Origin of the sequence: Neorhizobium tomejilense, from assembly GCF_964254135.1 — a bacterium.
Classification (GTDB): Bacteria; Pseudomonadota; Alphaproteobacteria; order Rhizobiales; family Rhizobiaceae; genus Neorhizobium; species Neorhizobium tomejilense.
In genome coordinates this window covers 1692364-1715305 of record NZ_CAXUSO020000001.1, presented here as the reverse complement: position 1 = coordinate 1715305, position 22942 = coordinate 1692364, and the positions used below count along the sequence as shown (strand labels likewise).

The 22942-nt window shown below is 62.6% G+C and carries 18 protein-coding genes, 1 tRNA gene and 2 pseudogenes; 6 read left to right on the top strand and 15 right to left on the bottom strand.

Annotated elements, in window-relative coordinates; translation table 11 throughout:
* Positions 1-174 precede the first annotated feature (174 nt).
* Complete coding sequence (locus ACSQ3G_RS08860; RefSeq protein ID WP_436109751.1) at positions 175-1536, top strand: APC family permease; 1362 nt, start codon at positions 175-177, stop codon at positions 1534-1536.
* A 3-nt stretch (positions 1537-1539) separates the two neighbouring features.
* Here the strand turns inward: ACSQ3G_RS08860 and ACSQ3G_RS08855 are convergent, their stop codons facing one another.
* On the bottom strand, positions 1540-2220 hold the full coding sequence (locus tag ACSQ3G_RS08855; RefSeq protein ID WP_436109750.1) for an HAD family hydrolase: 681 nt from the start codon (positions 2218-2220) through the stop codon (positions 1540-1542).
* Between the two features lie 118 nt (positions 2221-2338).
* Positions 2339-2485, bottom strand: a complete 147-nt coding sequence (locus ACSQ3G_RS08850) for a glycine zipper domain-containing protein (RefSeq protein WP_172717028.1) — start codon at positions 2483-2485, stop codon at positions 2339-2341.
* A 104-nt stretch (positions 2486-2589) separates the two neighbouring features.
* Here ACSQ3G_RS08850 and ACSQ3G_RS08845 point away from each other — a divergent pair, with 104 nt between their 5' ends.
* Positions 2590-3360, top strand: coding sequence for an SDR family NAD(P)-dependent oxidoreductase (locus ACSQ3G_RS08845; protein WP_436109749.1), 771 nt, complete (start codon positions 2590-2592; stop codon positions 3358-3360).
* 60 nt (positions 3361-3420) lie between these two features.
* Here the strand turns inward: ACSQ3G_RS08845 and ACSQ3G_RS08840 are convergent, their stop codons facing one another.
* The 3 genes from ACSQ3G_RS08840 to ACSQ3G_RS08830 all read right to left on the bottom strand — a co-directional run bounded on the left by ACSQ3G_RS08840 (position 3421) and on the right by ACSQ3G_RS08830 (position 8769).
* Positions 3421-6600, bottom strand: a complete 3180-nt coding sequence (locus tag ACSQ3G_RS08840) for an efflux RND transporter permease subunit (RefSeq protein WP_105403477.1) — start codon at positions 6598-6600, stop codon at positions 3421-3423.
* A 131-nt stretch (positions 6601-6731) separates the two neighbouring features.
* A complete protein-coding gene (locus tag ACSQ3G_RS08835) occupies positions 6732-7913 on the bottom strand; it encodes an efflux RND transporter periplasmic adaptor subunit (protein WP_436109748.1) in 1182 nt (393 codons plus the stop codon).
* Positions 7914-7974: 61 nt separating this feature from the next.
* Entirely contained in the window at positions 7975-8769 is a 795-nt protein-coding gene (locus ACSQ3G_RS08830; RefSeq protein ID WP_436111690.1) for an alpha/beta hydrolase fold domain-containing protein, read from the bottom strand.
* Between the two features lie 157 nt (positions 8770-8926).
* On the opposite strand from ACSQ3G_RS08830, the gene ACSQ3G_RS08825 reads away from it, so the two are divergent.
* From ACSQ3G_RS08825 to ACSQ3G_RS08815, 3 genes are all read left to right on the top strand, one after another.
* Positions 8927-9862: a LysR family transcriptional regulator gene (locus ACSQ3G_RS08825; protein WP_436109747.1), complete on the top strand. Its 936-nt coding sequence runs from the start codon at positions 8927-8929 to the stop codon at positions 9860-9862.
* A 215-nt stretch (positions 9863-10077) separates the two neighbouring features.
* A complete protein-coding gene (locus ACSQ3G_RS08820; RefSeq protein ID WP_436109746.1) occupies positions 10078-11283 on the top strand; it encodes an MFS transporter in 1206 nt (401 codons plus the stop codon).
* 124 nt (positions 11284-11407) lie between these two features.
* The gene (locus ACSQ3G_RS08815) at positions 11408-12349 is read left to right on the top strand and encodes an acetamidase/formamidase family protein (RefSeq protein WP_436109745.1); all 942 of its coding nucleotides are present in this window, start codon (positions 11408-11410) and stop codon (positions 12347-12349) included.
* An 8-nt stretch (positions 12350-12357) separates the two neighbouring features.
* Here the strand turns inward: ACSQ3G_RS08815 and ACSQ3G_RS08810 are convergent.
* The 10 genes and pseudogenes from ACSQ3G_RS08810 to ACSQ3G_RS08765 all read right to left on the bottom strand — a co-directional run.
* Positions 12358-12453 (bottom strand): annotated as a pseudogene (locus ACSQ3G_RS08810) (BA14K family protein); the annotation flags it as partial.
* A 204-nt stretch (positions 12454-12657) separates the two neighbouring features.
* Positions 12658-12741, bottom strand: a pseudogene (locus ACSQ3G_RS08805) (BA14K family protein); the annotation flags it as partial.
* 462 nt (positions 12742-13203) lie between these two features.
* On the bottom strand, positions 13204-13578 hold the full coding sequence (locus tag ACSQ3G_RS08800) for a VOC family protein (protein WP_436109744.1): 375 nt from the start codon (positions 13576-13578) through the stop codon (positions 13204-13206).
* A 296-nt stretch (positions 13579-13874) separates the two neighbouring features.
* Positions 13875-13950 (bottom strand) — tRNA-Lys (locus ACSQ3G_RS08795).
* A gap of 232 nt (positions 13951-14182) precedes the next feature.
* A complete protein-coding gene (locus tag ACSQ3G_RS08790; RefSeq protein WP_436109743.1) occupies positions 14183-15112 on the bottom strand; it encodes a PhzF family phenazine biosynthesis protein in 930 nt (309 codons plus the stop codon).
* A 63-nt stretch (positions 15113-15175) separates the two neighbouring features.
* A complete protein-coding gene (locus tag ACSQ3G_RS08785) occupies positions 15176-15910 on the bottom strand; it encodes an NUDIX hydrolase (protein WP_436109742.1) in 735 nt (244 codons plus the stop codon).
* The gene (locus ACSQ3G_RS08780; RefSeq protein ID WP_436109741.1) at positions 15907-17016 is read right to left on the bottom strand and encodes an endonuclease/exonuclease/phosphatase family protein; all 1110 of its coding nucleotides are present in this window, start codon (positions 17014-17016) and stop codon (positions 15907-15909) included. Before ACSQ3G_RS08780 ends, ACSQ3G_RS08785 begins: the two co-directional genes overlap by 4 nt.
* A 49-nt stretch (positions 17017-17065) precedes the next feature.
* Positions 17066-18094: an ABC transporter ATP-binding protein gene (locus ACSQ3G_RS08775; RefSeq protein WP_436109740.1), complete on the bottom strand. Its 1029-nt coding sequence runs from the start codon at positions 18092-18094 to the stop codon at positions 17066-17068.
* The gene (locus ACSQ3G_RS08770; protein WP_436109739.1) at positions 18082-19776 is read right to left on the bottom strand and encodes an ABC transporter permease; all 1695 of its coding nucleotides are present in this window, start codon (positions 19774-19776) and stop codon (positions 18082-18084) included. The genes ACSQ3G_RS08775 and ACSQ3G_RS08770 overlap by 13 nt, the downstream gene beginning before the upstream one ends.
* Before the next feature lie 12 nt (positions 19777-19788).
* Positions 19789-20772: an ABC transporter substrate-binding protein gene (locus ACSQ3G_RS08765; protein ID WP_436109738.1), complete on the bottom strand. Its 984-nt coding sequence runs from the start codon at positions 20770-20772 to the stop codon at positions 19789-19791.
* 243 nt (positions 20773-21015) lie between these two features.
* Between ACSQ3G_RS08765 and ACSQ3G_RS08760 the strand changes: the two genes are divergently transcribed.
* Positions 21016-22917 (top strand): CASTOR/POLLUX-related putative ion channel, encoded by a 1902-nt coding sequence (locus tag ACSQ3G_RS08760; protein ID WP_436109737.1) that lies wholly within the window; start codon positions 21016-21018, stop codon positions 22915-22917.
* Positions 22918-22942: the final 25 nt, after the last annotated feature.

Sequence of the window (22942 nt, the reverse complement as noted above, 5' to 3'; positions counted from 1 at the left end):
CGTCACATTTAAGAGATATTTGCACCGAGTGCAAGATTTCAACGAGAATTTTTAAATTGGGTTTTCGGCCTGGAGACGGAACGGCCTGAAACCTCTATATTTTTTCTGGAACAACCGGCGTTTGTTCCCATTGAACAATCTCCCGGAGGGAATCGATAACATCAGGAGGAGTTTATGAAAAAGCCGGCCGCTGAATTGGGCGAACAGAAGACGGAACTCCACCGGGTGATGGGACCCGGATTGCTGCTGCTGTTCATCGTCGGGGATATTCTCGGGACGGGCATCTATGCCCTGACCGGCCAGGTGGCCAAGCAGGTCGGAGGTGTAGTCTGGCTGCCCTTTCTGATCGCCTTCGTCGTCGCCCTCCTCACCGCCTTCAGCTATCTCGAACTGGTCACCAAATATCCGCGCGCGGCCGGTGCCGCACTCTATACCCACAAGGCCTTCGGCATCCACTTCGTCACCTTCCTGGTGGCCTTTGCGGTGATGTCGTCGGGCATTACCTCGGCGGCGACCGCATCACGTGCCTTCGCCTCGAACTTCGCGACCTCGCTCAGTCTCGATCTCGGGGCCTGGGGCGTACCGCTGATCGCGGTCGGTTTCATCGCCCTGGTTGCCGCCATCAATTTTCGGGGCGTCGGGGAAAGCGTCAAGATGAACGTGCTGCTGACCGTGGTCGAACTGACCGGCCTGCTGATCATCATCGGCATCGGCTTCTGGGCGATCGCTGGCGGCCAGGGTGACGTTTCCCGCGCCTGGACCTTTGCGGCGCCCAACGATGGCGGCGTCTTCTGGCCGGTGATCGCGGCCACCACCCTCGCCTTTTTCGCCATGGTCGGCTTCGAGGACTCGGTCAACATGGCCGAGGAGTGCAAGGAGCCGAGCCGGATGTTCCCCAAGGTGCTGCTGACCGGCCTGGCGGTAACCGGCCTGATCTACGTCCTGGTGGCGATCTCGGCGATCACGCTGGTACCGGCCAATGAACTCGGACAGGGCGAAACGCCGCTGCTGAAGGTCGTGCTGGCCGGTGCCCCCGGCTTTCCGATCGGCATCTTCGCGGTCATCACCATGTTCGCGGTCGCCAATTCCGCGCTGATCAACATGATGATGGCGAGCCGCCTGATCTACGGCATGAGCCGCGAAGGGGTTCTGCCGCAGGTGCTCGGCAAGGTCCATCCGGGCCGTCGCACGCCCTATATCGCGATCGGTTTCACGTCGCTGCTGGCGGTCGCGCTGATCCTGTTTGCCGGCGGCGTTCCGGCGCTCGGCGGCACCACGGCGCTGCTGCTTCTCTGCGTCTTTGCGATCGTCAACGTCGCGGTGCTGGTGCTGCGCAAGGACACCGTCGAGCACAAGCATTTTCGCACCCCGACCATCCTGCCGGTACTCGGTGCGATCTCCTGTGCCTTCCTCGCCGGCCCATGGACCGGACGGGATCCGGTTCAGTATCTGATCGCCGCCTGCCTGCTCGGCCTCGGCGTCGTGCTCTGGCTCGCAACCATCAGCATCATGCGGGCGTCGGCCCAGCCCGCCTGACACTCAGTCCTTGCGGCGGACCGAAAGCCGTCCGTCCTCGCCGATATGCGGCACCACGTCGAGATAGCCGGGTATTTTCGAATGCCCGGTTTCGATCCTATGGGAATGAGTGGCGGTGATGACCATGACGTCGGCTCCGGCCGCCTCGCCCGCCTGGATGCCGGCAGGCACGTCCTCGAATACCAGCACGTCCGACGGGCTGACGCCGAGCCGTTCCGCACCGAGGATATAACCTTGCGGATTGGGCTTGCCGACGGTGACGTCTTCAGCAGTCACCATGTAGCGCGGCTGCGGAATGCCGGCCGCGGCAAGCCGGACCTTGGCGAGCTCGATCGGCGACGACGTGACGATCGCCCAGCGCTCCGGAGGCAGCGCGGAGAGGAATTCCACCGCGCCGGGGATCGGCACGACCCCTTCGACATCCTCGATCTCGCCGCGCAGGATGCCCTCGGCCTCAGCGACCGGATCGACGCCCGGCAGGTTCAGTGCGCTGATCGTGTCGATCCCCCGCTTGCCATGCATGGTCGGCAGGAATGCCTCCACGTCGAAACCCATCTTCGCCGCCCAGCGTCCCCAGACGCGTTCGGCGGATGCGATCGAATTCAGGATCGTGCCGTCCATGTCGAACAGGAAAGCAGCATAGCTCTTTTCGGGAAGGGAGAGGTCGGCGGCGGGAAGAGGCACGGAAAGTTCCTTTAGCGTCGGATTCCGACTCGGGGATATGGCCGGAACAGCCGCATTCCGAGTAAATGCAATGATGTCGAAAGGCAATTGCCGGCAAGGAACCGCAATCTCGTTCGGGCTATTTCGATCGCGAACGCAGGAATTGAGACAGGGCGACGCCGATCGCGATGCCCACGGCAACACCGATGCCGATATTGTCGAAAACGGCTGTCCCGAGCACCGTGCCCAACCCGACGCCGACGGCTATTCCTGTCGCAATGGTCATCGCGAGACCATTGCGCGCCCAGATGGCGAGAGTTTGTCGTGCATCCTTGTCTTCCCGCATCGAAGCGATAGAACTTGGCGACCAAGCCGGACAAGGAGGGTGTTTTGGCCAATATTTCTGTACGGCATGCGGACCTGGCAGATCGCGGCGTGCTGATCACCGGTGGCGGTTCCGGCATCGGCGCCGCCCTGGTGGAAGGTTTTGCGGCACAGGGCGCCAAGGTCGCATTCATCGACATCGCCGACGAGGCGAGCCGCGAACTGGTGGAACGTGTTTCCAGGACCGCCCGGCATCCGGTCCTCTACCTGAAGGCTGATCTGCGCAACGTCGCGGAAACGAAAGCCGCCGTCGACAGGGCTGCGCAAGAACTCGGGTCGCTGTCGGTGCTGGTCAACAATGCCGGCTGGGACGACCGCCACGAATTCGAGACGGTCACCGAGGAATATTGGGACAACGCCCAGGCGATCAACATCAAGCAGATGTTCTTCGTCTCGCAGGCGGCGGTCCCGCACCTGCGCAAGGCCGGCAGCGGTGCGATCGTCAATTTCTCCTCGATCGCCTACCTGCTCAACATGGGCGGGCTGCCCGCCTATGCGACAGCCAAGGCGGGGATCATCGGCCTGACCAAGAGCCTCGCTGGAAAGCTCGGGCCGGAAAACATCCGCGTCAACGCCATCCTGCCGGGCATGATCGTCACCGAGCGGCAGAAGAAACTCTGGCTGAATGACGACAGCATCACGGCGATGGTCGCGCGCCAGTCCCTGAAGCGGGTGCTGGTGGCTGAAGACCTTGTCGGCCCCTGCCTGTTCCTCGCCTCGAATGCCTCCGCCGCCATGACGGCCCAGACGATCATTGTCGACGGCGGTGCCCTCTAGACATAAAAATACCGCGCGGGTTCCCGGTGGAAAGAACCCGCGCGGCGCCGGAGGTAGACCTTACTCCGCTGGAGAGAGAGCGGGAGCCGCCTCCTCCGTACCGTGCTGCCGCAGAGGGCGGCTGCCGGTAAGCAAACGTGCCAGCATGTAGAAGACCGGTGTCATGAAGATGCCGAAGAACGTCACCCCGATCATGCCGGAGAACACCGCGATACCCATGGCGGAGCGCATTTCAGCACCCGCACCGGTCGAGACGACCAGCGGCACGACACCCATGATGAAGGCCATGGACGTCATCAGGATCGGACGCAGACGCAGCCGGCTTGCCTCGACCGCCGCCTGGAACGGCGTCCTGCCCTGGAACTCCAGTTCTCGGGCGAATTCCACGATCAGGATCGCGTTCTTCGCCGAGAGACCCACAAGGACCACGAGCCCGATCTGGGTGAAGATGTTGTTGTCTCCACCGGTGAGCCAGACGCCGCTCAAGGCTGCAAGCACACCCATCGGCACGATCATGATGATCGCGATCGGCAGCGTCAGGCTTTCATACTGGGCTGCGAGCACGAGATAGACGAGCAGCAGCGCCAGCGGAAAGACCACGATGCTGGAATTGCCGGCGAGGATCTGCTGGTAGGTCAGGTCCGTCCATTCGTAGTCGATCCCGGAAGGCAACGTCTCCGCGACGATCTTTTCGATCGCGGCCTGAGCCTGGCCTGACGAGAAGCCCGGTGCCGGACCGCCGTTGACATCGGCGGAGAGGAAGCCGTTGTAGCGCGTCGTGCGTTCCGGACCGGTCTGCGCGTCCACCTTCAGGAGGGCCGAAAGCGGGATCATCTGGCCGGACTGCGAACGAACCTTCAACTGGCCGATATCTTCCGGCTTGGCGCGGAATTGCGCATCCGCCTGAACCCGGACGCTGTAGGTGCGGCCAAAGGCGTTGAAGTCGTTGACATAGAGCGAGCCCAGATAGACCTGCAGCGTTTCGAAGACGTCGGTCACCGACACTCCAAGCTGCTCGGCCTTGGCGCGGTCGAGATCGGCGTAGAGCTGCGGCACGTTGATCTGGAAGCTCGAGAAGATGCCGGCGAGTTCTGGCGCCTGGTAGGCCTTGGCGATGACCGCCTTGGCCGCCTCGTCCAGAGCCTGGTTGCCCAGGCCGGCACGATCCTCGATCTGCAGCTTGAAACCGCCCGTCTGACCGAGGCCGTTGACCGGCGGCGGCGGGAACATGGCGATGAACGCATCCTGGATGCCAGAGTATTTCTGGTTCAGCGCCATGGCGATGGCGCCACCCGAAAGCTCCGGCGTCTCGCGCTTCTCGAAATCGTCGAGCACCGCGAAGACGATGCCGGCGTTCGAGCCGATCGTGAAGCCGTTGATCGACAGACCCGGGAACGCGATGGCGTGTTCGACGCCGGGCTGTTCCAGGGCGATGTCGCTCATCCGCTTGATCACCTCTTCCGTACGGTCGAGGGTTGCGCCGTCCGGAAGCTGAGCGAAACCGATCAGGTACTGCTTGTCCTGCGCCGGCACGAAACCGCCCGGCACCGCGTTGAACATGCTGTAGGTCATCGCCACAAGCGCGAAGTAGATGATCATCACCAGGCTCTTGCGGGAAAGCAGCCCGCCGACCGTGCGTCCGTAGCCGTTCGAGGCGGCCCCGAATGCGCGGTTGAAGCCGCGGAAGAACCAGCCCAGGATCGCGTCCATGAATCGCGTCAGCCAGTCCTTCTTTGCGTGATGGTCCTTCAGCAGAAGGGCTGCCAGCGCCGGCGACAGGGTGAGCGAGTTGATCGCCGAGATGACGGTCGAAATGGCGATCGTCAGCGCGAACTGCCGGTAGAACTGACCGGACAGGCCGCTGATGAAGGCGAGCGGCACGAAGACCGCGACCAGCACGAGCGCGATCGCAATGATCGGGCCGGAGACTTCCTTCATGGCCTTGTAGGTCGCATCACGCGGACTTAGGCCGTTCTCGATATTGCGCTCGACGTTTTCGACCACCACGATCGCGTCGTCGACGACGATACCGATCGCCAGCACCAACCCGAACAGCGTCAGCGCGTTGATCGAGAATCCGAAGGCATACATGACCGCAAACGTGCCGATGATCGAGACGGGAACGGCAATCAGCGGGATGATCGACGCCCGCCAGGTCTGCAGGAAGAGGATGACCACGAGCACGACGAGCGCGATCGCTTCAAGCAAGGTCTCGATGACTTTCTCGATCGAAGCGCGCACGAACTTGGTCGTGTCGTAGACGATCTCGTATTTGACACCTTCCGGCATCACCTTCTGGAGTTCGTCCATCGTCGAACGGACGTTATCGGCGATTTCGATTGCATTGGAACCGGGCGCCTGAAGAACGGCGACGGCGACGGCCGGCTGGCCGTCAAGCAGCGAGCGCAGGGTATAATCCGCCGCGCCGAGTTCGATACGGGCGACGTCGCGCAACCGCGTGATCTCGCCGTTTTCGCCGCTCTTGACGATGATGTTGCCGAACTCCTCCGGGGTGCGCAGGCGCCCCTGGGCGTTCACGTTAAGCTGCAGGTCGACACCCGGTCGGCTGGGCGATGCGCCGATAATGCCGGCGGCCGCCTGGACGTTTTGGCTACGGATCGCGTTCGAGATATCGCTTGCGGCAAGCGAATGTTCGGCCGCCTTCTGCGGGTCGATCCAGACGCGCATCGAATAGTCGCCGGCGCCGAACACCTGAACCTGGCCGACACCCTGAATGCGGGTGAGCCTGTCCTTGACGTTCAGCGTCGCATAGTTGCGCAGGTAGGTGATGTCATAACGGTCGGAGACGAGATTGACGACCATGATGAAGTCGGGCGAGCTCTTGACGGTCGTGACACCGAGGGCACGCACTTCCGCCGGCAGGCGCGGTTCCGCCTGGCTGACGCGGTTCTGCACCAGCTGCTGCGCCTTGTCTGGGTCGGTGCCCAGCTTGAAGGTGACGGTGAGCGTCAGCACGCCGTCAGACGTCGCCTGGCTCGACATGTAGAGCATGTCCTCGACGCCGTTCACCTGCTCCTCGAGCGGTGTTGCGACGGTCTCGGCGATGACGGTCGGGTTGGCGCCTGGATAAGTGGCACGCACGACGATCGACGGCGGCACGACTTCCGGATATTCGGAAATCGGCAAGGACCGCATGCCGATCAGGCCCGCGACCACGATGAGGATCGACAGCACGGCCGCAAAGACCGGTCTGTCGATGAAAAACCTGGAAATATTCATGTCAAAGCCCTCTCTCCGGGGTTGAACAAGAGGCGAAACGGCCCCCGGCTCGCGGCCAACAAGGCCGCAAGCTCCACGAACCGGAACTGGATGAGTGTTGGAGAGCGGCGGATTAACCGCCGCTCAGAGCATTACTTGTTGGCGACTTTCGCCTCTTCCTGGGGCTGGACAACCGCGCCCGGACGAATACGCTGCAGGCCGTTGACGACGATCCGGTCGCCCGGATTGAGGCCCTTCTCGACGATCCGCATGCCATCGACCGCCGTGCCCAGCTCCACCTGCCGGTACGCAACGGTATTGGCCGCATCGACCACGAAGACGAACTTCTTGTCCTGATCGGTGCCGACGGCCTTTTCGCTGACCATCAGGTGATCCTGCGCCTTCGGCTGGCCCATCCGGACCCGCACGAACTGGCCCGGGATCAGCTTGCCGCCCGGATTGTCGAAGACGGCGCGCACACGGATCGTGCCGCTCGAGGCATTCACCTCGTTGTCGATCAACTGCAGCTTGCCGCGGATCGGCGTGCCGTTGGTAGCGAGCGTGCTCACCTCGACCGGCACCTGTTCGATCGCCGGTACGCCGTCGACGAGCGGAAGATCGGCGAGCGTGCTGGACACCAGTTCTTCACCGGCGTCGAAGCTCGCATAGATCGGATCGGAGGAAACCAGCGTCGTCAGCGGGGCGGAGGCGGAACCTGCCGCTACCAGGTTGCCGACGGTGATTTCCAACTTGCCGACCCGGCCGGCGATCGGTGCCCGGATCTCGGTATAGTCGAGATTGAGCTGTGCCGTCTTCAACGCCGCCTTGGCGGACTGGAGATTGGCCAGCGCCTCACTCTGAGCGCTCTGGCGCTGGGCGAGATCGCTCTGGGAGATGGTGCTCTTGGAGACGAGGTTCTTGCCACGCTCCAGTTCTGTGTTGGCAAGTTCCACCCTCGCCTGCGCCGAGGCCACCTGGCCTTCGGCCTGAGCGACCGCCGCCTGGTAGGGCTCCGGATCGATGCTGACGAGCAGGTCGCCCTGCTTCACCAGTCCGCCTTCGCGGAAATGCACCGACTGGATGGCGCCGGTGACGCGCGGCCGGATCTGGACGCGGTCGACAGCTTCAAACCGGCCGGAAAATTCCTGCCAGGTGGAAACGTTGCGCGGCTCGACGGTGGCGACCGTCACGGGGACGGCCGGAGCAGCAGCAGCCGTCGCAGGCGCGGCATGGGCGCCCTGCGGCAGATCGAGATAAACCGAAGCACCGGCAATCAGTGCAGCCGTGCTCAGTCCAGTGCCCCACAGGGCCCAGCTTTTGATCTTCGAGGTCATTGGTAGTCTCCTTACGGCCTTGGGAATGGGCCGTTATTTGCCTTCAAAATAAATCATGCTACTAACTTAACTCTTTGGCGAAGCCCGTGAATTCGGCACAAAGCGCTGTCATCCACTCGCCGTCGCCTTCTCTGTAAATGCCCGTCCAGCCACTGCTGGCCGGGAAAATCTTCCGCCTGACCGAAACGCCGGCCTCACTCAGGCGAGCCGCATAACCAAGCGTTTCATCGCGCAACGGATCGTCTTCCGATGTCACGATGAGAGCCGGCGCGACACCCGAAAGTCGCGAACAGAGGCAGGGTGCCGCATAGGGATGCTGGAACCCGCAATGGGAGCCGAGATAATGGCTCCAGCCCTCGGCCCAGCGTTCGCCCATGCCGATCTCGTCCGCTTTGCGGAAAGATTGCGTCGTCATCATCGGGTCGATCATCGGCGACAGCAGGATCTGGCCGCTCAGTTCGCCCGGCATCAGATCGCGCGCCTTCAGCGCCACGCCGGCCGCGACATTGCCGCCAGCCTCGTCACCTGCGACGAAAAGCAGGGACTTCGCGCTGCCGAACTGCTTGCGCCGGCCGGCCATGCACTGAAGCGCCGCAAAAGCGCATTCCATCGCCTGCGGAAACATGTTCTGCGAGACGCTGCTGTAATCAGCCTCAAGTACCACGGCCCCGGATTCAGCAAGTGCCTTTGCAACTGGACGTTCGTTTTCGCCGCGCGGCTCATTGAGAAACGCCCCGCCTCGCAGATATAGAACCAGCGGCGGAGCCTTGGCCTTGGCGGCTCCTTCATAGACACGCATCGGGACAGCCGGCATGGCCGACTTGTCAAATGCGATGTTTTCCCACTGCGCGGTCATTGAAAATTCCTCCGACAAACCCCTAGTAAAAGCGGGGTACTTGCCGTCAATCTTGAACCTGATATTATTATTCGGGTGCAAACACACAAGCTCACGGCATTCGACAACACTATTCCATATTTCGGAACAATGTTGCGGCGCAGCAGGAATCAGCACAATGGATCAGCTTTCGGCAATGCGCGTATTCGTTCGCGTCGTGGAAACCGGTAATTTTACCCGGGCTGCGGCGACCCTCAATATGCCCAAAACGACGGTGACCAATCTCGTCCAGAGCCTCGAGAGCCATCTGCGCACGACGCTGCTCAACCGGACGACCCGCAAGGTGATGGTGACGACCGACGGCGCGCTCTATTACGAGCGGGCGATGCAGATCATCTCGGAGCTCGACGAGCTCGACGGCAGCATCTCGAATTCGCAGAGGCAGCCGTCCGGGCGGCTGCGGGTGGAAATGGCCGGCGCCTTTGCCGATCTGCTGGTCATTCCGAATTTATGCGATTTCCATACGCGGTTTCCGCAGATCAGGCTCGATATCGGCGTCGGCGACCGGCTGGTCGATTATATCGCCGAAAACGTCGATTGCGCGCTGCGCGCCGGCACCCCGACCGACCAGTCGCTGATTGCCCGCAAGGTCGGCGAGATCAGCATGTCCGCCTATGCGGCGCCGCTCTACATCCACAAATTCGGGGCGCCCGAACGCCCGCAGGACCTGCAGGAAGACCATTTGGCCGTCGGCTACCTGAGTGCCCAGTCCGGCCGGGTGAGATCCATGGAATTCCATCGCGACCACGAAAACGTGGAAATCACACCCCGTTACGTGGTCTCCGTCAACGATGCCCGGACCTATGTGAACGCGGCCATATCCGGCATGGGCATCGTGCAATCGCCGCGCTTCATGGTCAGGGAGGCGGTGGAGAAGGGCGAACTTGTCGAAGTGCTCTCCGACTGGCGCTGCGGATCCCTGCCCCTCTACATCGTCTATCCGCAGACCCGCCACCTCTCGAACAAGGTACGGGTCTTCGTCGATTGGCTTGCCAAGCTGGTTCAGAACCTCAAGGTCGAGGAAAGCCGCGAGCAGATGCGCAAGGCGAGTTAGGCTTTACTTATGATGCGGCGGCGGCCTGACAGGCGGCCGGCGTCTTGCGACTGAGTATCACCGTCCCGGCGAGGCGTCGCCCGAGAAGGCGAGCCCTTTCATCGTCCGCTGCGCAAGCCGAGAAATCATGCCCTCCGCGAAGGAATTTATGCCTCGGAACGTACGGGGATGATAAAGCGCCCGGACGTTTGTTCGATGAATGGAATACCGACCGCATGACTCGTTGGGGACATGTCACAATCGCTGTTCTGGCAGGTATCGCCGCTGCCCTGCATGTGGGCAAGGTGCCGCCCGCCATCCCGCTGCTGCGCTCCGAGCTCGGCATCGACCTCGTGGCCGCCGGCTGGCTGATGGGGCTTTCAAGCGCCCTCGGCGCCGCCTGCGGCATCCTGATCGGCCGTTTCACCGATTACCTGACCCATCGCCGCGCCATGATCCTCGGTCTTGCCCTGCTGATCGCCGGCAGCCTGATCGGCGCCCTCACCCAGTCGGAAACCGTGATCTTCGCCAGCCGCGTGCTCGAAAGCGTCGGCCTCATCATGGTCTCGGTCGCCGCGCCCGGCCTGATTGCTGCTTCGGTCGAGCTACGCGACATCGGCCTTGCCTTTGCGCTCTGGGGTATCTGGATGCCGGTCGGCGTCGCGGTGATGATGATGATCTCGCCCTTCCTGCTGCCGAGCTTCGGCTGGCAGGGTTCGTGGATTTTCGCTGCCATGCTGAGCGTCGTCCCGATGGTCGCGCTGCTGACGATGAAGGTGCCGAAACCGCGGGCTACGGGACATCCGACAACCTCGCTGCTGACGGCCGTCAGCCTCACAGCCTCCCGACCAATGTCCTGGATACTGTCGGGTATTTTTGCCGCTTACAGCGCCAGCTTCATGTCCGTCTTCGGTTTCCTGCCGACACTGCTGATCGAGGAAATGGGAACAGGCCTGACGGCTGCGTCCATCATGACCGCGCTCGCGGTGCTCGCGAACGGCGTCGGCAACGTGGTCGGCGGCGTCTTCGCCCGCTGGGGCGCGCCGCGCTGGGTGCTGATCGCCGGACCCTGCGTGATGCTGACGCTGACCGCCTTCGTCGTTTTCGGCCATGATTTTCCGCTCTGGATGCGCTACGGAGCCTCGGTGCTCTACGCGGTGTCGGGCGGTGTCCTGCCGGCGACCATCATGGGCTCGCTGCCCGTCTATGCGCCGCGCCGCGACCTTGTTGGAACGTTCAGCGGCTTCGTCATGCAGGGGTCCAATATCGGCCAGGTCTTCGGACCGATGCTGCTCGCCTCGATCGTTGCGGCATCCGGCTGGCAGGGCGCGCCGTTCTACATCGCCGCAGCAACGGGCCTCGGCCTAATCCTGGCGCTCTGCCTGCGCCAGACCGAACGCCGTATCGCAGCGACGAGGCCGGAAACCGCCGGAACGATGTGAGCGAGAAGGGTTCGAGAATGGCTCATGCGCCAAAGCGTGGAGAGGAAGCCGGGCTCGATTTGCGGACTGGCGTGCAAAGTAAAATCGGCTAGTCTCTCCCCGGATCAGACAAGCGAGCCCGGCCATGAAACATCACGTCTCCGCCTCCTCCAAAACCTGCGCCTGGGGGTATTTCGACGCCGCCCGCGAGCCGGTGCTGACGATCGACAGCGGCGATACCGTGGTGATCGACACGGTCTCCGGCCCTGCGGAAGTTCTGCCCAGGGAAGGGTTCACCATCCTTCCCGAACATCTCGAAATTCACGAACACTGCCGGCCGATCATGCAGGGCCATATCCTGACCGGGCCTGTCGCCGTGCGCGGCGCCAGGGCCGGCCAGGTGCTGGAGGTTAAGATCCTCGATGTCGAGCTGCGCCAGGACTGGGGTTATAACGTCATCCGCCCGCTTGCCGGCACGCTCCCTTATGATTTCGAGACGCCGCGGATGATCACCATCCCGCTCGACAAGCAGAGGAATGTCGGCCGCCTGCCCTGGGGTCTCGACCTGCCGCTGGCGCCCTTCTTCGGGGTCATGGGCGTCGCTCCGCCGCCAAACTGGGGCCGCATCACCTCGATCATGCCGCGTTCGCACGCGGGCAATATCGACAACAAGGAACTGGTTGCCGGCACCACACTCTATCTGCCGATCTTCAACGAGGGCGCGCTGTTTTCCTGTGGGGACGGTCATGGTGCGCAGGGAGACGGCGAGGTCTGCATCACCGCGATCGAGACGGCACTGCGCGGCACCTTCCGGCTTACCGTGCGCGACGATCTCGATTTCGTCTATCCACGGGCTGAAACGCCGACGCATTACATCACCATGGGCATGGATCCGGACCTCGACCAATGCGCCGTCATGGCGCTGCGCGACATGATCGTGCTGCTTGGCGAAAAAGGCGGCCTGTCGCGGGAAGATGCCTATACGCTCTGCAGCCTCGCCGGCGACCTGCGCATCACTCAGACCGTCAACGGCTGCAAGGGCGTGCATATGATGATGGCGAAGAACCTCGTCCAACGCGCCGCCTGAGCTGGTGATCAGCCGAAAGGCGATTGGCATTGGCGGCGCCGACCGCCGGCGAAGGGCTGATAGCTGTTGTCCTCGACCTGGTAGGACCGGTAACGGGCAAAACACCATTCCTCATGGGATCCGGCCGGAACGTCGGCATCGATCGCCTGCGACTGTGCATAGCCCGCCGCACCGTCCTCGGCTCGCTGGTTGGCGCGGGCAGCCGGTCTCTCCGGAAGCGGCTGCAATTCGTCCTGCATCGGCGGGGGTTGCGGCTGGTCAGGCACCGGTGCGGCGGCAACAGCTCCGGTCGCTGCTGCGCCTGGCGCCCGGCACTGCCGACGGGGGCCGCCGCTCAAGGGCTGGTAGCTGTTGTCTTCGATGCGATAGGACCTGTATCGCGCGAAGCACCAGTCCGCCTGCGCGGGATCGACCATGGCTTTGCGCTCTTCCTGCGGCTGCGGCAAGGTGGCCTGCGGCTGCGGCACCGAGGCCGGCTGCTGCGGATTGATGGACCCGGTCACTGTATTGTCGACGACTACCCCCGCGGCGGTCTGCTGGACGGCGGGCGTTTCCCGCGTGTCGGCTGCAACCGAAGCCGGAGGCGTCGCGGTGGGCAGGCGCTTATATTCCTGGCCGGCGGTGTCCACGGCCTTCGGTTTTGAGGTCCACAGGTCCGGCGTATCCACATTGGCGAACTTATGGGGTTCGGGTTCGGCGATCACGTTCGCGGTGATGATCACGCCGCTCAGGAACACCAGAACGAGCAGGACAAGGCTGCCCAAAAGCAAAAGGATTGGCTTCATGACCGCGCTCCCATTTCGTCTTGCAGACCAAATGCCGATCAGGCGCCGGAGTTCCCGCCCCAAGGCGGACTATTCGGATACTACGCAGAAATTGTTGCCTTCGAGGTCGTTCAAGACCGTATATCCATCCGCCTCCCGGACGAAAGTCGCGCCGAGGGACAAAAGGCGTTGCACTTCGCTCGCCCTATCGGGGGTGGCGATATCGAGATGAAGTCGGTTGCGGGCGGGGCGTTCCCCTTGGCGAAGTTGGAAGCAAAGGCGGGTTCCCGGACCTTCGACCATCACGGTAGGGTCGGTGTCGGGTGTCAATCCGAGAGCGGCAAGGCGGGCCAATTCCTCGTCGTCGTAAGGCATCACCTCGAAGCCATCGAGTGCCTCCGCCCAGAACCGGGCGACACGCGAGGGAACGTCGCAATCAATGACGATTTCTTTCAGCCTTGCCATGGAGCCATTCAAGAATTGTTGGGCCGGTGATTGCAGACGCGTTCGGCGACCGCGCCACGCCGACTGCCGGCAGTAATGGCAAAAATCACGAGCTGCCACGTCTCCGTCGGCGAACAGAAGCGGAATTGTGATATAGGGACCTTCGCAGTATCGGCAATGACTGGCGTTGGTGATATCCTGATCGAACGCGAATGGGTCGAGCGTCCGCCATCCGACTTTTTCGGTCGGAAAAGTCGGATGAAATATCAGACAAAAAATCTGAAAATCGCTGGAGGCCATATTGGCCAAGGAAATAGTGGTGGGTGATGTAGGGCTCGAACCTACGACCCGCTGATTAAGAGTCAGCTGCTCTACCAACTGAGCTAATCACCCAAGAACCATCTGTGCGAGGCGTGCTCGCCAGCGGTGTGAGGGGCGTATAAAGGGGATCTTTCGGCTTGTCCAGCGGCTCGGTGAAAATTATTCGCCTGACCGGGCAAAAAATCCATCTGGTCTGATTTTGTGCCTGATGGAAGCCTCTCCGCAGCTCAATAGCGACGCAAAAACGAAAAATTTCAAAGTCTTACTGCGTCACAATATCGCAATCATCGACAAGCGAAGAAATTCAAAGATAGAGCGTGCCTTCCGCAACCTTGATCGCCTGGCCGCCGATGCGGGCCCTGGCGATCTCTCCCTCCTTCACGTCGATATGCAGATGGATCAGGGACGGACGCCCCATCTCCACCCCCTGCTCTACCAGCACCGGGTGATGGCCGTCCGGGAGCGCATCGAAATGTCGGATCGCGCCGGAGAGTGCGGCAACGGCAGCGCCCGTGGCCGGATCCTCGGAAATCCCCATGTCCGGCGAGAACATCCGGGCGTGGAATTTTGCCTGATGGTTCACGCCGCTGCGGCAATAGACGTATGCCGATGCAAGCGCGCCCTCGACGAACGGCGCTGACTTTTCCCACAATGCGGTGTCGAATTCGAGGTTCTGCACCGTCGCCAGATTGTGCAGCGGAATCATCAGGAAGGGCACGCCGGCGCTCCAGATGGAGGCGACATGGTTCTCGAAACCGATATCCGTCGATTTGGCGCTCAGCGCATCGGCAAGCCCCTGCCGGTCGAGCGGAAGCTCGATCTGCACCGGCTTTCTCGGCAGGTCGAATTCGGCAAATCCGGCCTCGCCGGCCCGAAGCCGTACGGCGCAGCGCACCGGGCCGACATTTTCCTCCAGCACGCAGACAAGATCCATGTCGGGCTGTCCGGCGCCGTGCCCCGACCTATGATTGAGTTCGGCGAGCGCCACGGCCGTTCCGATCGTCGGATGCCCCGCAAAAGGCAATTCCCGGCCCGGCGTGAAGATGCGCAGACGGGCTGCATAGGCTGCATTCGCGGAAGACTGGACGAACACCGTCTCGGAGAGATTCATCTCCCTTGCGATCGCCTGCATTTTGTCGTCGGCAAGGTCGTCTCCGTCGAGAATCACCGCCAGCGGATTGCCGGCGAGTCGTCTGTCGGTGAAGACGTCATAGATGCTGTAGCGACGGGCCAACCACACCTCCCCGTGTTTCGATGGCGCCAAACTGCCCGACCGGTCGGCTCAAAGCAACCCTGTTCAGCCCTTCGAATGACCGAAAAACAGGTCGAGAATCGGGAACATCAAAGGGCTGTAGGGATGCGCGCCGCGATCGGCCGAGCGGATCGCCACGGCTCCGGCAATCTCCTTTTCCTCGTCATGGACCATATGGTCGGCAATGCGCGCCAGCATCTCCTGCGCCGTAAGGTCGAAGCGATAGAAGCGGAAGCCGACGACCCGGTGTCCGCCGTAGCAGGCGAAGAGCCGCCGGTCGGCCTTCGCATCGGCGAGATCGAGGCCGGTTTCTTCCCGCACTTCACGGCGCATATTGGCCTCGAGATCCAGCTTGCCGTCGACGATGTCCAGAAGATCGAGCGAACCGGCAGCGCAATAGACCTGGCCGGGATTTGCGGTCCTTTCGCTCATCCGGACGGCGATGATCGCCCCATCGGACGAGACGGGCACGGCGAAGCCGAAGAGGTGAAAGGCGCCGGTCGGATCAGGCTGTCTCCGCCACCATAAGAGCGTCGAATAGGGGATGACATGCGCCTCGCCGATAATCACGCCATCGCGGAACGAAAGTCTGTTCTGCAGCACCATCTGGCCGTTGAAGAGATGCGGATTGGCCGCCGCTTCCCCCGCCCAGTTCTCCTCGATCTCGTCCCGGTGCGCGACATAGACGGGATGTGCTCCGGGCAGCACCGAAAGATCGAAAGCCTCGACCTCGAAGACGGTATTTTCAGGCGGCCAGCCGCTAATCGTCTGGATGGTCATCGAATCTCCAGCGACATCACGACGGGGCAGTGGTCCGATGCCTTCGGCCGATCCCAGCCGATGCGCGGAAACCGTTCCACTTCCTGTCCCGGCGGAAAGACGGTGCGATAGGGTTGGCCGCCGCGGATGATTTCCGGCACGCTGTTGGCATTGTGCTCGGCGAGCGCCGGCGACAGCCAGATGTAATCGAGCTGGCAGAGGTGCTGCTCCTCCGGCCCGCGCGCATGATAAAGCGTCCAGCGATCCATTACATCCCGACGCGTAGTCGGGTTCACCACGAAGCCGTCGTCGGTGAAGACGTTCAGCGCACTTGCCTCTTCGCGCCGCGGTTCGAACCGGTATCCTTCGCGGCGGGTGCCGATCACCTGCACCTTTTCCTGATAATCGTTCATGTCACCGCAGATGGCAAAATTCTTGTCCGCCGTTCGGCCCTTGCCGAAACGGCGTTCGACGATCTGGCGCACCGCTTTCGCCTCCGCCACACGGATCGCCATCGTGCCGGTGCGGCCATCCTGGCCGTCGCGGGCATTGCCCATGGATTTGAAATGCACGACGAACAGCGAGAACGGCTTGGACCCGATCGTCAGCTCCAGTTCGAGGCAGTCGCGCTTGAAGATCTTGTCATGGGCCTGGTTGCTGAGCGCCAGCTCGTCGTTGAAGAGGCCGAGGTCCTGATAGGTCAGCATGGCGTGGCTGCGCACATCCCGCACCTCGATCTTCTCGCCGCTGCGGGTCTCCTCGCGCATCAGTACGGCAACGTCGATGCCGCGCGAATCATTGCCCTCGACCAGATATTTCTGGCGATAGCCGTTGCCGACCATGCGGTAGAGATACCCGTATTCGAAGGCTTGCAGGGCGGGCATGCTGTCGACCTCCTGCAGGCAGAGGATGTCGGCGTCGGCGTCCGCGATCGCCAGCGCTGAAAGCTGCCGCGTGTCGTCGGTCTCGGCGATCATCCGGGCCTGCTCGAGCTGCTGGTAGACCGCCTTGTCCTGCACGTCGTAGAGCCGAAGCACCCGGTCCTGCCGGAGCTGATTGCGCCAGCCGGAGAAATCGAAGCGCGTCATCAGGTTTTCAATATTGAAGGTGCCGAGACGCAGCGACATGAGAGGGATTCCTTTTCCTGGCGAACACCATAACCACGGCAACGCCTGGCTACAATCTCCAGGCCGCGCGGATCACGATCGACAGGCGATCGCCGACCTTGACCGGCTGGCGGCTGAAAGCGCGCAATGCCTGTCCGTCCGGCAGAGCGAGACGCAGCGCGTAACGCTCGCCCTCGAACAGCACCGAGAGGACGGTGGCCACCTGTCCTTCCGCCGCGATTTCGACGTCCTGCGGACGGACGAGGATGTCAGCACGCGGCTCCTGTGCCGGCCCGGCGAGGATATCCTGCATGGCGGACCAGTCGAAAAGCCGCCGGTCACCGAACGGTGACGGTAGCGAGAGGATCGCCCCCTGCCCCACGAGGCCGCCGACCAACCGGCCCTCCGGCCGCGCATAGATTTCCTCCGGCGTCGCCACCTGCAGCAGCCGGCCCTCGGACATCACGGCGACGTCGGTCGCAAGCGCCATCGCTTCCGCCTGGTCATGGGTGACATAGATCATCGTCGCACCGGATCGGGCATGGAACTCGCGGAACGTCTCTTCCATCTCCTGGCGCAGGTGCCGGTCGAGATTGGCGAGCGGCTCGTCGAGCAGCACGACATCCGGCTCGGTGACAAGGCAGCGGGCGAGTGCCACGCGCTGCCGCTGGCCGCCGGAAAGATCCGCCGGACGGCGGTCCGCGTAGACCTCGAGGCGGACGGCGGCAAGCGCCTCCCTCACCTTGCGTGCACGTTTCTCGCCGGAAACGCCGCGCACCTTCAAAGGGTAGCCGACATTTTCCGCGACGCTCATATGCGGCCAGAGCGCATAGGACTGGAAGACCATCGCCATGTTGCGATGTTCGGGCGACACCATCTCGGCTGCGTCCGCCAGAACGCGCTCGCCGAGCAGGATGGAGCCGTCGCTCGGCTGTTCGAAACCGGCGATCATCCTGAGCACCGTCGTCTTGCCGCAGCCGGAAGGCCCAAGCAGCGCCAGGAAGCCACCTTCGCGTACCGTCAGCGACACGTCGTTGACGGCCGCGCGCCCGCCGGTGTCGAACGTCTTGGAGAGACGGTTGAGGATCAGCTTCGCCACGGTACCACACCTTTCGGCAGTCGTTTCGCCATCAGTTCCAGCACCACCATCATCGCGATCACCATGACGACCACGAGGACGGAGAGTGCAGCCGCGATGTTGAAGCTGCCGCTGTCATCGAGATTGTAGATCAGCACGCCAAGGGTCTGGGTGCCAGCCGACCAGAGGAGCGCCGAGACTGTCAGCTCGTTGCAGGCGATCAGGAACACCAGGATCACCGAGGCGCCTGCGGCCGGTGCCACCAGGGGCACGAGAATATCGACGAGCCGGCGCGCGAACCCTGCTCCAGAAAGCCGCGCCGCCTCCTCGAGCGAAGGATCGAGCTGGCGGAAGGCACTGACCACGGGCTTCAGGCTGACGGCGAAGAAACTCGAGAAATAGGCGATCAGGATGATCCAGATCGTCCCGTAGATCGAGATGCCGATCACCGGAATGGGCGCCGCGAACAGCAGAATGAAGGCGACGGCCAGCACGATGCCCGGCAGCGCATAGGGGATCTCCGCGAGCGCCGAAATGAGGCCCACAAAGCGGCTCTTGCTGCGCACCAGGAAATAGCCGGTCAGCACCGTCACCACCAGGAGACCGAAGGCGGTGGCAAGCGACAGCGAGAGGGAATTGGCAAATGCGGTGCGGGTTGCGGCCTGGCGCAGGAGGATTTCCTCATAGGCCTTGATGGTGACGGTCGCCGGGCTGAGTGGCACGCCGTAGGCAGGCGCCAGCGAGCTTGCGACGAGAGCGACGAGCGGCATGGCAAGTATCAGGAAGATCGTCAGCCAGAGCAAGAGTTCGGCAAACCAGCGCCAGGCGCCGAGCCGAAACACCGCAACCTGCCCCGACAGGCCGATGACGCGATAATCGCGGCCGCGCAATACCCGTGCCTCGACCATCAGCCCGATCACCGACAGGATCGCAATCAGGCCGGACAGGACCGAGATGTCTGCGAACGTGCGAGGACCGAAAGCCGCGAATTTCGAATAGATGAGAGTCGGCAGCGTATAGATTCCGGCTGGAATGCCGAGGATTGCCGGAATGCCGAAATTGCCGACGCAGGAAACGAAGGCAATCGCCGCGCCCGCCGCGAGACCCGGCAGCGACAAAGGCAGGATGACATCCTTCAGCACCTGAAAGGACGATGCGCCGGAAAGCCTCGCCGCCTCCACCGCGTCGCGCGGTAGCGCAAGCAGCCCGGCACGGAGCGACAGGTAGACGAGGGCCGCATTCTGTACGCCGTAGAGCAGCGCGATGCCTCCGATCGAATAGAGCGGCTGCGGCGACCCGAGCGGCGGCGCCAGCCCGATCGCTTTCAGGAGCGCGCTCGAAGGCCCGGTCATACCGATCCAGGCAAGCGCCGTCACCTGCGGCGGGATCATCGTCGGCAGCATGAAGAGGAAACCGAGGAGAGCCTTGCCCCGGATGTCAAACAACGTCAGCAGCAGCGCGAAGCCGCCGCCCAGAACGACGGCTGCGATCATGCCGAAGAAGGAGGTGGACAGCGTATCGTAGACCGACCGCCACAGGCCCGGGTCGGACAGAAGTTCGCTCGCCCCGCCGCGAAAGGCGGACATGATTCCGGTCGCGGCAAGCCGACCGAGCGGCAGCACGCTCAGGCAGAAGATCACGGTTACGACAAAAGGAGACAGCCAGCGTGGCTGGCTGTTTCCCTGTTTTTGAGGTCGCGTCATATGGCGCTTATATCAGCCTTTGATGCCGAAGATATCCGCGAAGCCCTTGACGTCCTTCTCGGAGTTCTTGAGCGCCTCGGGAGCGTTGATCGGCAGGACCTTGATCGTCTCGCGCGCCGGGAAGCCGGCCGGTACGGCCATGCCGTTGCGGGCCGGGATGTAGCCGAGCTTCAGGAAGCCTTCCTGGCCCTTCTGCGAGAGCACGTAGTCGATGAACTTCTTGGCATTGTCCGCATGCTTGGTGGAGGCAAGGATCGCTGCCGGCTCGGTCACCGCAGACACGCCTTCCTTCGGGAAGACGAACTCGACGGGGGCGCCCTTCGCCTTTTCGCGGATCGGCAGGTAATCGACGACGAAGCCGTAGGCCTTCTCGCCGGAAGCGACGGACTTCAGGATCGCGCCGTTGCCGCCGGCGGCAACCGCGCCGTTTGCCTTGAGGTTCTTGTAATAATCCCAGCCGAGGCCGGGGATGCCGGAGAGCGTCTGCGCGTGGATAAGGGCGGCACCCGAGGCGAGCGGGCTCGGCATGGTAACGAGGCCCTTGGCTTCCGGCTTGGCAAGGTCTGCCCAGCTGGTCGGCTTCATCGCGGCCTGGGTGTTGTAGATGATGCCGGTGGTGATCAGCTTGGTCGAATGGTAGAAGCCGTCGGCGTCATAGAGGGCCTTGTCGTAATTGGCGGCTTCCGGCGACTTGTAGGCCATCAGCTGGCCTGCCTGCTTCATACGCTCGAGCGTTACCGTGTCGGCGATCAGGAGAACGTCGGCCGCCGGGTTGCCGGCCTGGATCTCGGCATTGAGCTTGGCCATGATCTGCGGCGTCCCGTCACGCACCCACTGCACGTCGAGCCCCGGATTGGCAGCCTTGAAACCGTCGACGGTCGCCTGCGCGTCCTCGTTCGGCTGGCTGGTATAGAGCACGAGATCGGCGGCCTCGGCGGCGCCGGCAATCATGCCGAAGGCCACGAGGGTGGTGAAAGCGGAAAGAAGGTTCTTCATCGGGGCGTCCCTGTTCGAACATAAGCTGCGGACGATAAGCATTCCTGCTTGACAGCCATGTGACAGGCTGGGGGCAACGCCGATCTTCCAGCATGTTTTACCAGCGGCCACCGGAATACGAAGACTAAATTTACTGTTATTCGATCATTCCCGCACAGCGGTGCTGCCGGACCCCGCCACTTCAATTGTTTCGCAACCAAATCCTGCCATCTCGTGCTCCAGGGTATATTTCGGGGGCACAGAATGAAAAGCCGGGACAACTGGGGCGCACGACTGCGCTATGGGTTCGACAAGAGCATGGCGGGTGGCGCGATCGCGCTGATCGGCTGGCTGGCGCTGATATCGCTGATCGTGATCATGATCGCCGGCGCGATACTCGCCGTAACCGGCATCGCGCCGGAAGGCGCAGAATCGCTCGGCTTCATCGAAGGCACGTGGGAATCGCTGATGCGCACCTTCGATGCCGGCACCATGGGCGCCGACCAGGGCTGGAGCTTCCGCATCATCATGCTGCTGGTCACGCTCGCGGGCATCTTCGTCTTCTCGGCATTGATCGGCGTCATCTCGTCCGGCCTCGAGGAAAAGCTCGACGAGCTGCGCAAGGGCCGCTCGCGGGTACTCGAAACCGAGCACACGATCATCCTCAACTGGTCGCCCTCGATCTTCGACGTCATCTCGGAACTCATCATCGCCAACCAGAGCCGCCGCAATCCTCGCATCGTCATCATGGCGAACAAGGACAAGGTGGAGATGGAAGACGAAATCGCCACCAAGGTCGTCGATCGCAAGAACACCAAGATCATCTGCCGCAGCGGTGATCCGACCGATCTCTACGATCTCGGCATCGTCAACCCTCAGACGTCGCGGTCGATCATCGTGCTGTCACCGGAAGGTGAGGACGCGGACCCGCAGGTGATCAAGACGGTGCTTGCACTGGTCAACGACCCCAACCGGCGGCCCGAGAAATACATGATCGCTGCGGAAATCCGCGACGCCGACAATGCCGAAGTGGCAAGGATCGTCGGCGGCGGCGAGATGCAGCTGGTGCTCGCAGACGACCTGATCGCCCGCATCGTCGTTCATACCAGCCGACAGGCAGGCCTGAGCGCGGTCTATTCCGAGCTGCTCGATTTCGACGGCTGCGAGATCTATACCCTCGAACAGCCTGGCCTCGTCGGAAAGTCCTTCGGCAATGCGGTGCTCGCTTACGAGAACAGCACGCTGATCGGCCTCTGCGACAAGGACGGCGCAATCCGCCTCAACCCGGACCCGAACCAGGTGATTGTCGCCGGCGATCGCGCGGTCATCATCGCCGAGGACGACGACTCGATCAAAACCTGGTCCGGCGACATGGGCATCGACAAGAATGCCATCAAGGCCATCGTCAAACGCGGCAAGACTGCCGAACGCACGCTGATCCTCGGCTGGAACCGCCGCGGCCCGATCATCGCGACCGAACTCGTCCGTTACGTGGCCCCCGGCTCGCGGCTGATGATCGCCGCAGACACGCCGGAATTCGAGGACGAGATTGCCGCACTTCACCTCGACAAGGCACTGCTCGCCGTCGATCACCGGGTGATCGACACCAGCAGCCGTTCGGCACTCGATGCACTCGATATCCCGTCCTATGACCACGTCCTGGTTCTCGGTTACAGCGACAGCATGATGGCGCAATCGGCCGACACCCGCACGCTGATCACCCTGCTGCAGCTCCGCAAGATCGGTGAAAAGGCCGGCAAGCATATCAGCGTGGTCAGTGAGATGATCGACGTGCGCAATCGCGAACTGGCAGAAGTGACCCGCGCCGAGGATTTCGTCGTCAGCAACAAGCTGGTCAGCCTGATGCTCGCTCAAGCCTCCGAAAACGAATCCATGGCGGCAATCTTCAACGAGCTTCTGGATGAGGCCGGCTCCGAGATCTACATGCGGCCGATGAGCGACTATGTCGACATCTCGAAGCCGGTGAATTTCTTCACGGTGGCGCTCGCGGCCCTTCGCCGCGGCGAAATTGCCATCGGCCACCGCCGTCAGCGGCCAGGCGACGCCGACCTCAGGAATCTCGGCGGCGTGGTGGTCAATCCGCCCCGGTCCGAGGTGACCACCTATTCGGACAGCGACATGCTGATCGTGCTTGCCGCCGACTAACCGGACAGCGGAAAGCGTTATGCAC

What these genes read in the sequence shown, in the direction of transcription:
- ACSQ3G_RS08800 (WP_436109744.1), bottom strand. Translation starts at nt 13,578, where the DNA reads ATGGCAAGGCTGAAAGAAATCGTCATTGATTGCGACGTTCCCTCGCGT.
- ACSQ3G_RS08820 (WP_436109746.1), top strand. Translation starts at nt 10,078, where the DNA reads ATGACTCGTTGGGGACATGTCACAATCGCTGTTCTGGCAGGTATCGCC.
- ACSQ3G_RS08815 (WP_436109745.1), top strand. Translation starts at nt 11,408, where the DNA reads ATGAAACATCACGTCTCCGCCTCCTCCAAAACCTGCGCCTGGGGGTAT.
- ACSQ3G_RS08830 (WP_436111690.1), bottom strand. Translation starts at nt 8,769, where the DNA reads ATGACCGCGCAGTGGGAAAACATCGCATTTGACAAGTCGGCCATGCCG.
- ACSQ3G_RS08780 (WP_436109741.1), bottom strand. Translation starts at nt 17,016, where the DNA reads ATGTCGCTGCGTCTCGGCACCTTCAATATTGAAAACCTGATGACGCGC.
- ACSQ3G_RS08860 (WP_436109751.1), top strand. Translation starts at nt 175, where the DNA reads ATGAAAAAGCCGGCCGCTGAATTGGGCGAACAGAAGACGGAACTCCAC.
- ACSQ3G_RS08785 (WP_436109742.1), bottom strand. Translation starts at nt 15,910, where the DNA reads ATGACCATCCAGACGATTAGCGGCTGGCCGCCTGAAAATACCGTCTTC.
- ACSQ3G_RS08850 (WP_172717028.1), bottom strand. Translation starts at nt 2,485, where the DNA reads ATGACCATTGCGACAGGAATAGCCGTCGGCGTCGGGTTGGGCACGGTG.
- ACSQ3G_RS08835 (WP_436109748.1), bottom strand. Translation starts at nt 7,913, where the DNA reads ATGACCTCGAAGATCAAAAGCTGGGCCCTGTGGGGCACTGGACTGAGC.
- ACSQ3G_RS08825 (WP_436109747.1), top strand. Translation starts at nt 8,927, where the DNA reads ATGGATCAGCTTTCGGCAATGCGCGTATTCGTTCGCGTCGTGGAAACC.
- ACSQ3G_RS08840 (WP_105403477.1), bottom strand. Translation starts at nt 6,600, where the DNA reads ATGAATATTTCCAGGTTTTTCATCGACAGACCGGTCTTTGCGGCCGTG.
- ACSQ3G_RS08770 (WP_436109739.1), bottom strand. Translation starts at nt 19,776, where the DNA reads ATGACGCGACCTCAAAAACAGGGAAACAGCCAGCCACGCTGGCTGTCT.
- ACSQ3G_RS08765 (WP_436109738.1), bottom strand. Translation starts at nt 20,772, where the DNA reads ATGAAGAACCTTCTTTCCGCTTTCACCACCCTCGTGGCCTTCGGCATG.
- ACSQ3G_RS08760 (WP_436109737.1), top strand. Translation starts at nt 21,016, where the DNA reads ATGAAAAGCCGGGACAACTGGGGCGCACGACTGCGCTATGGGTTCGAC.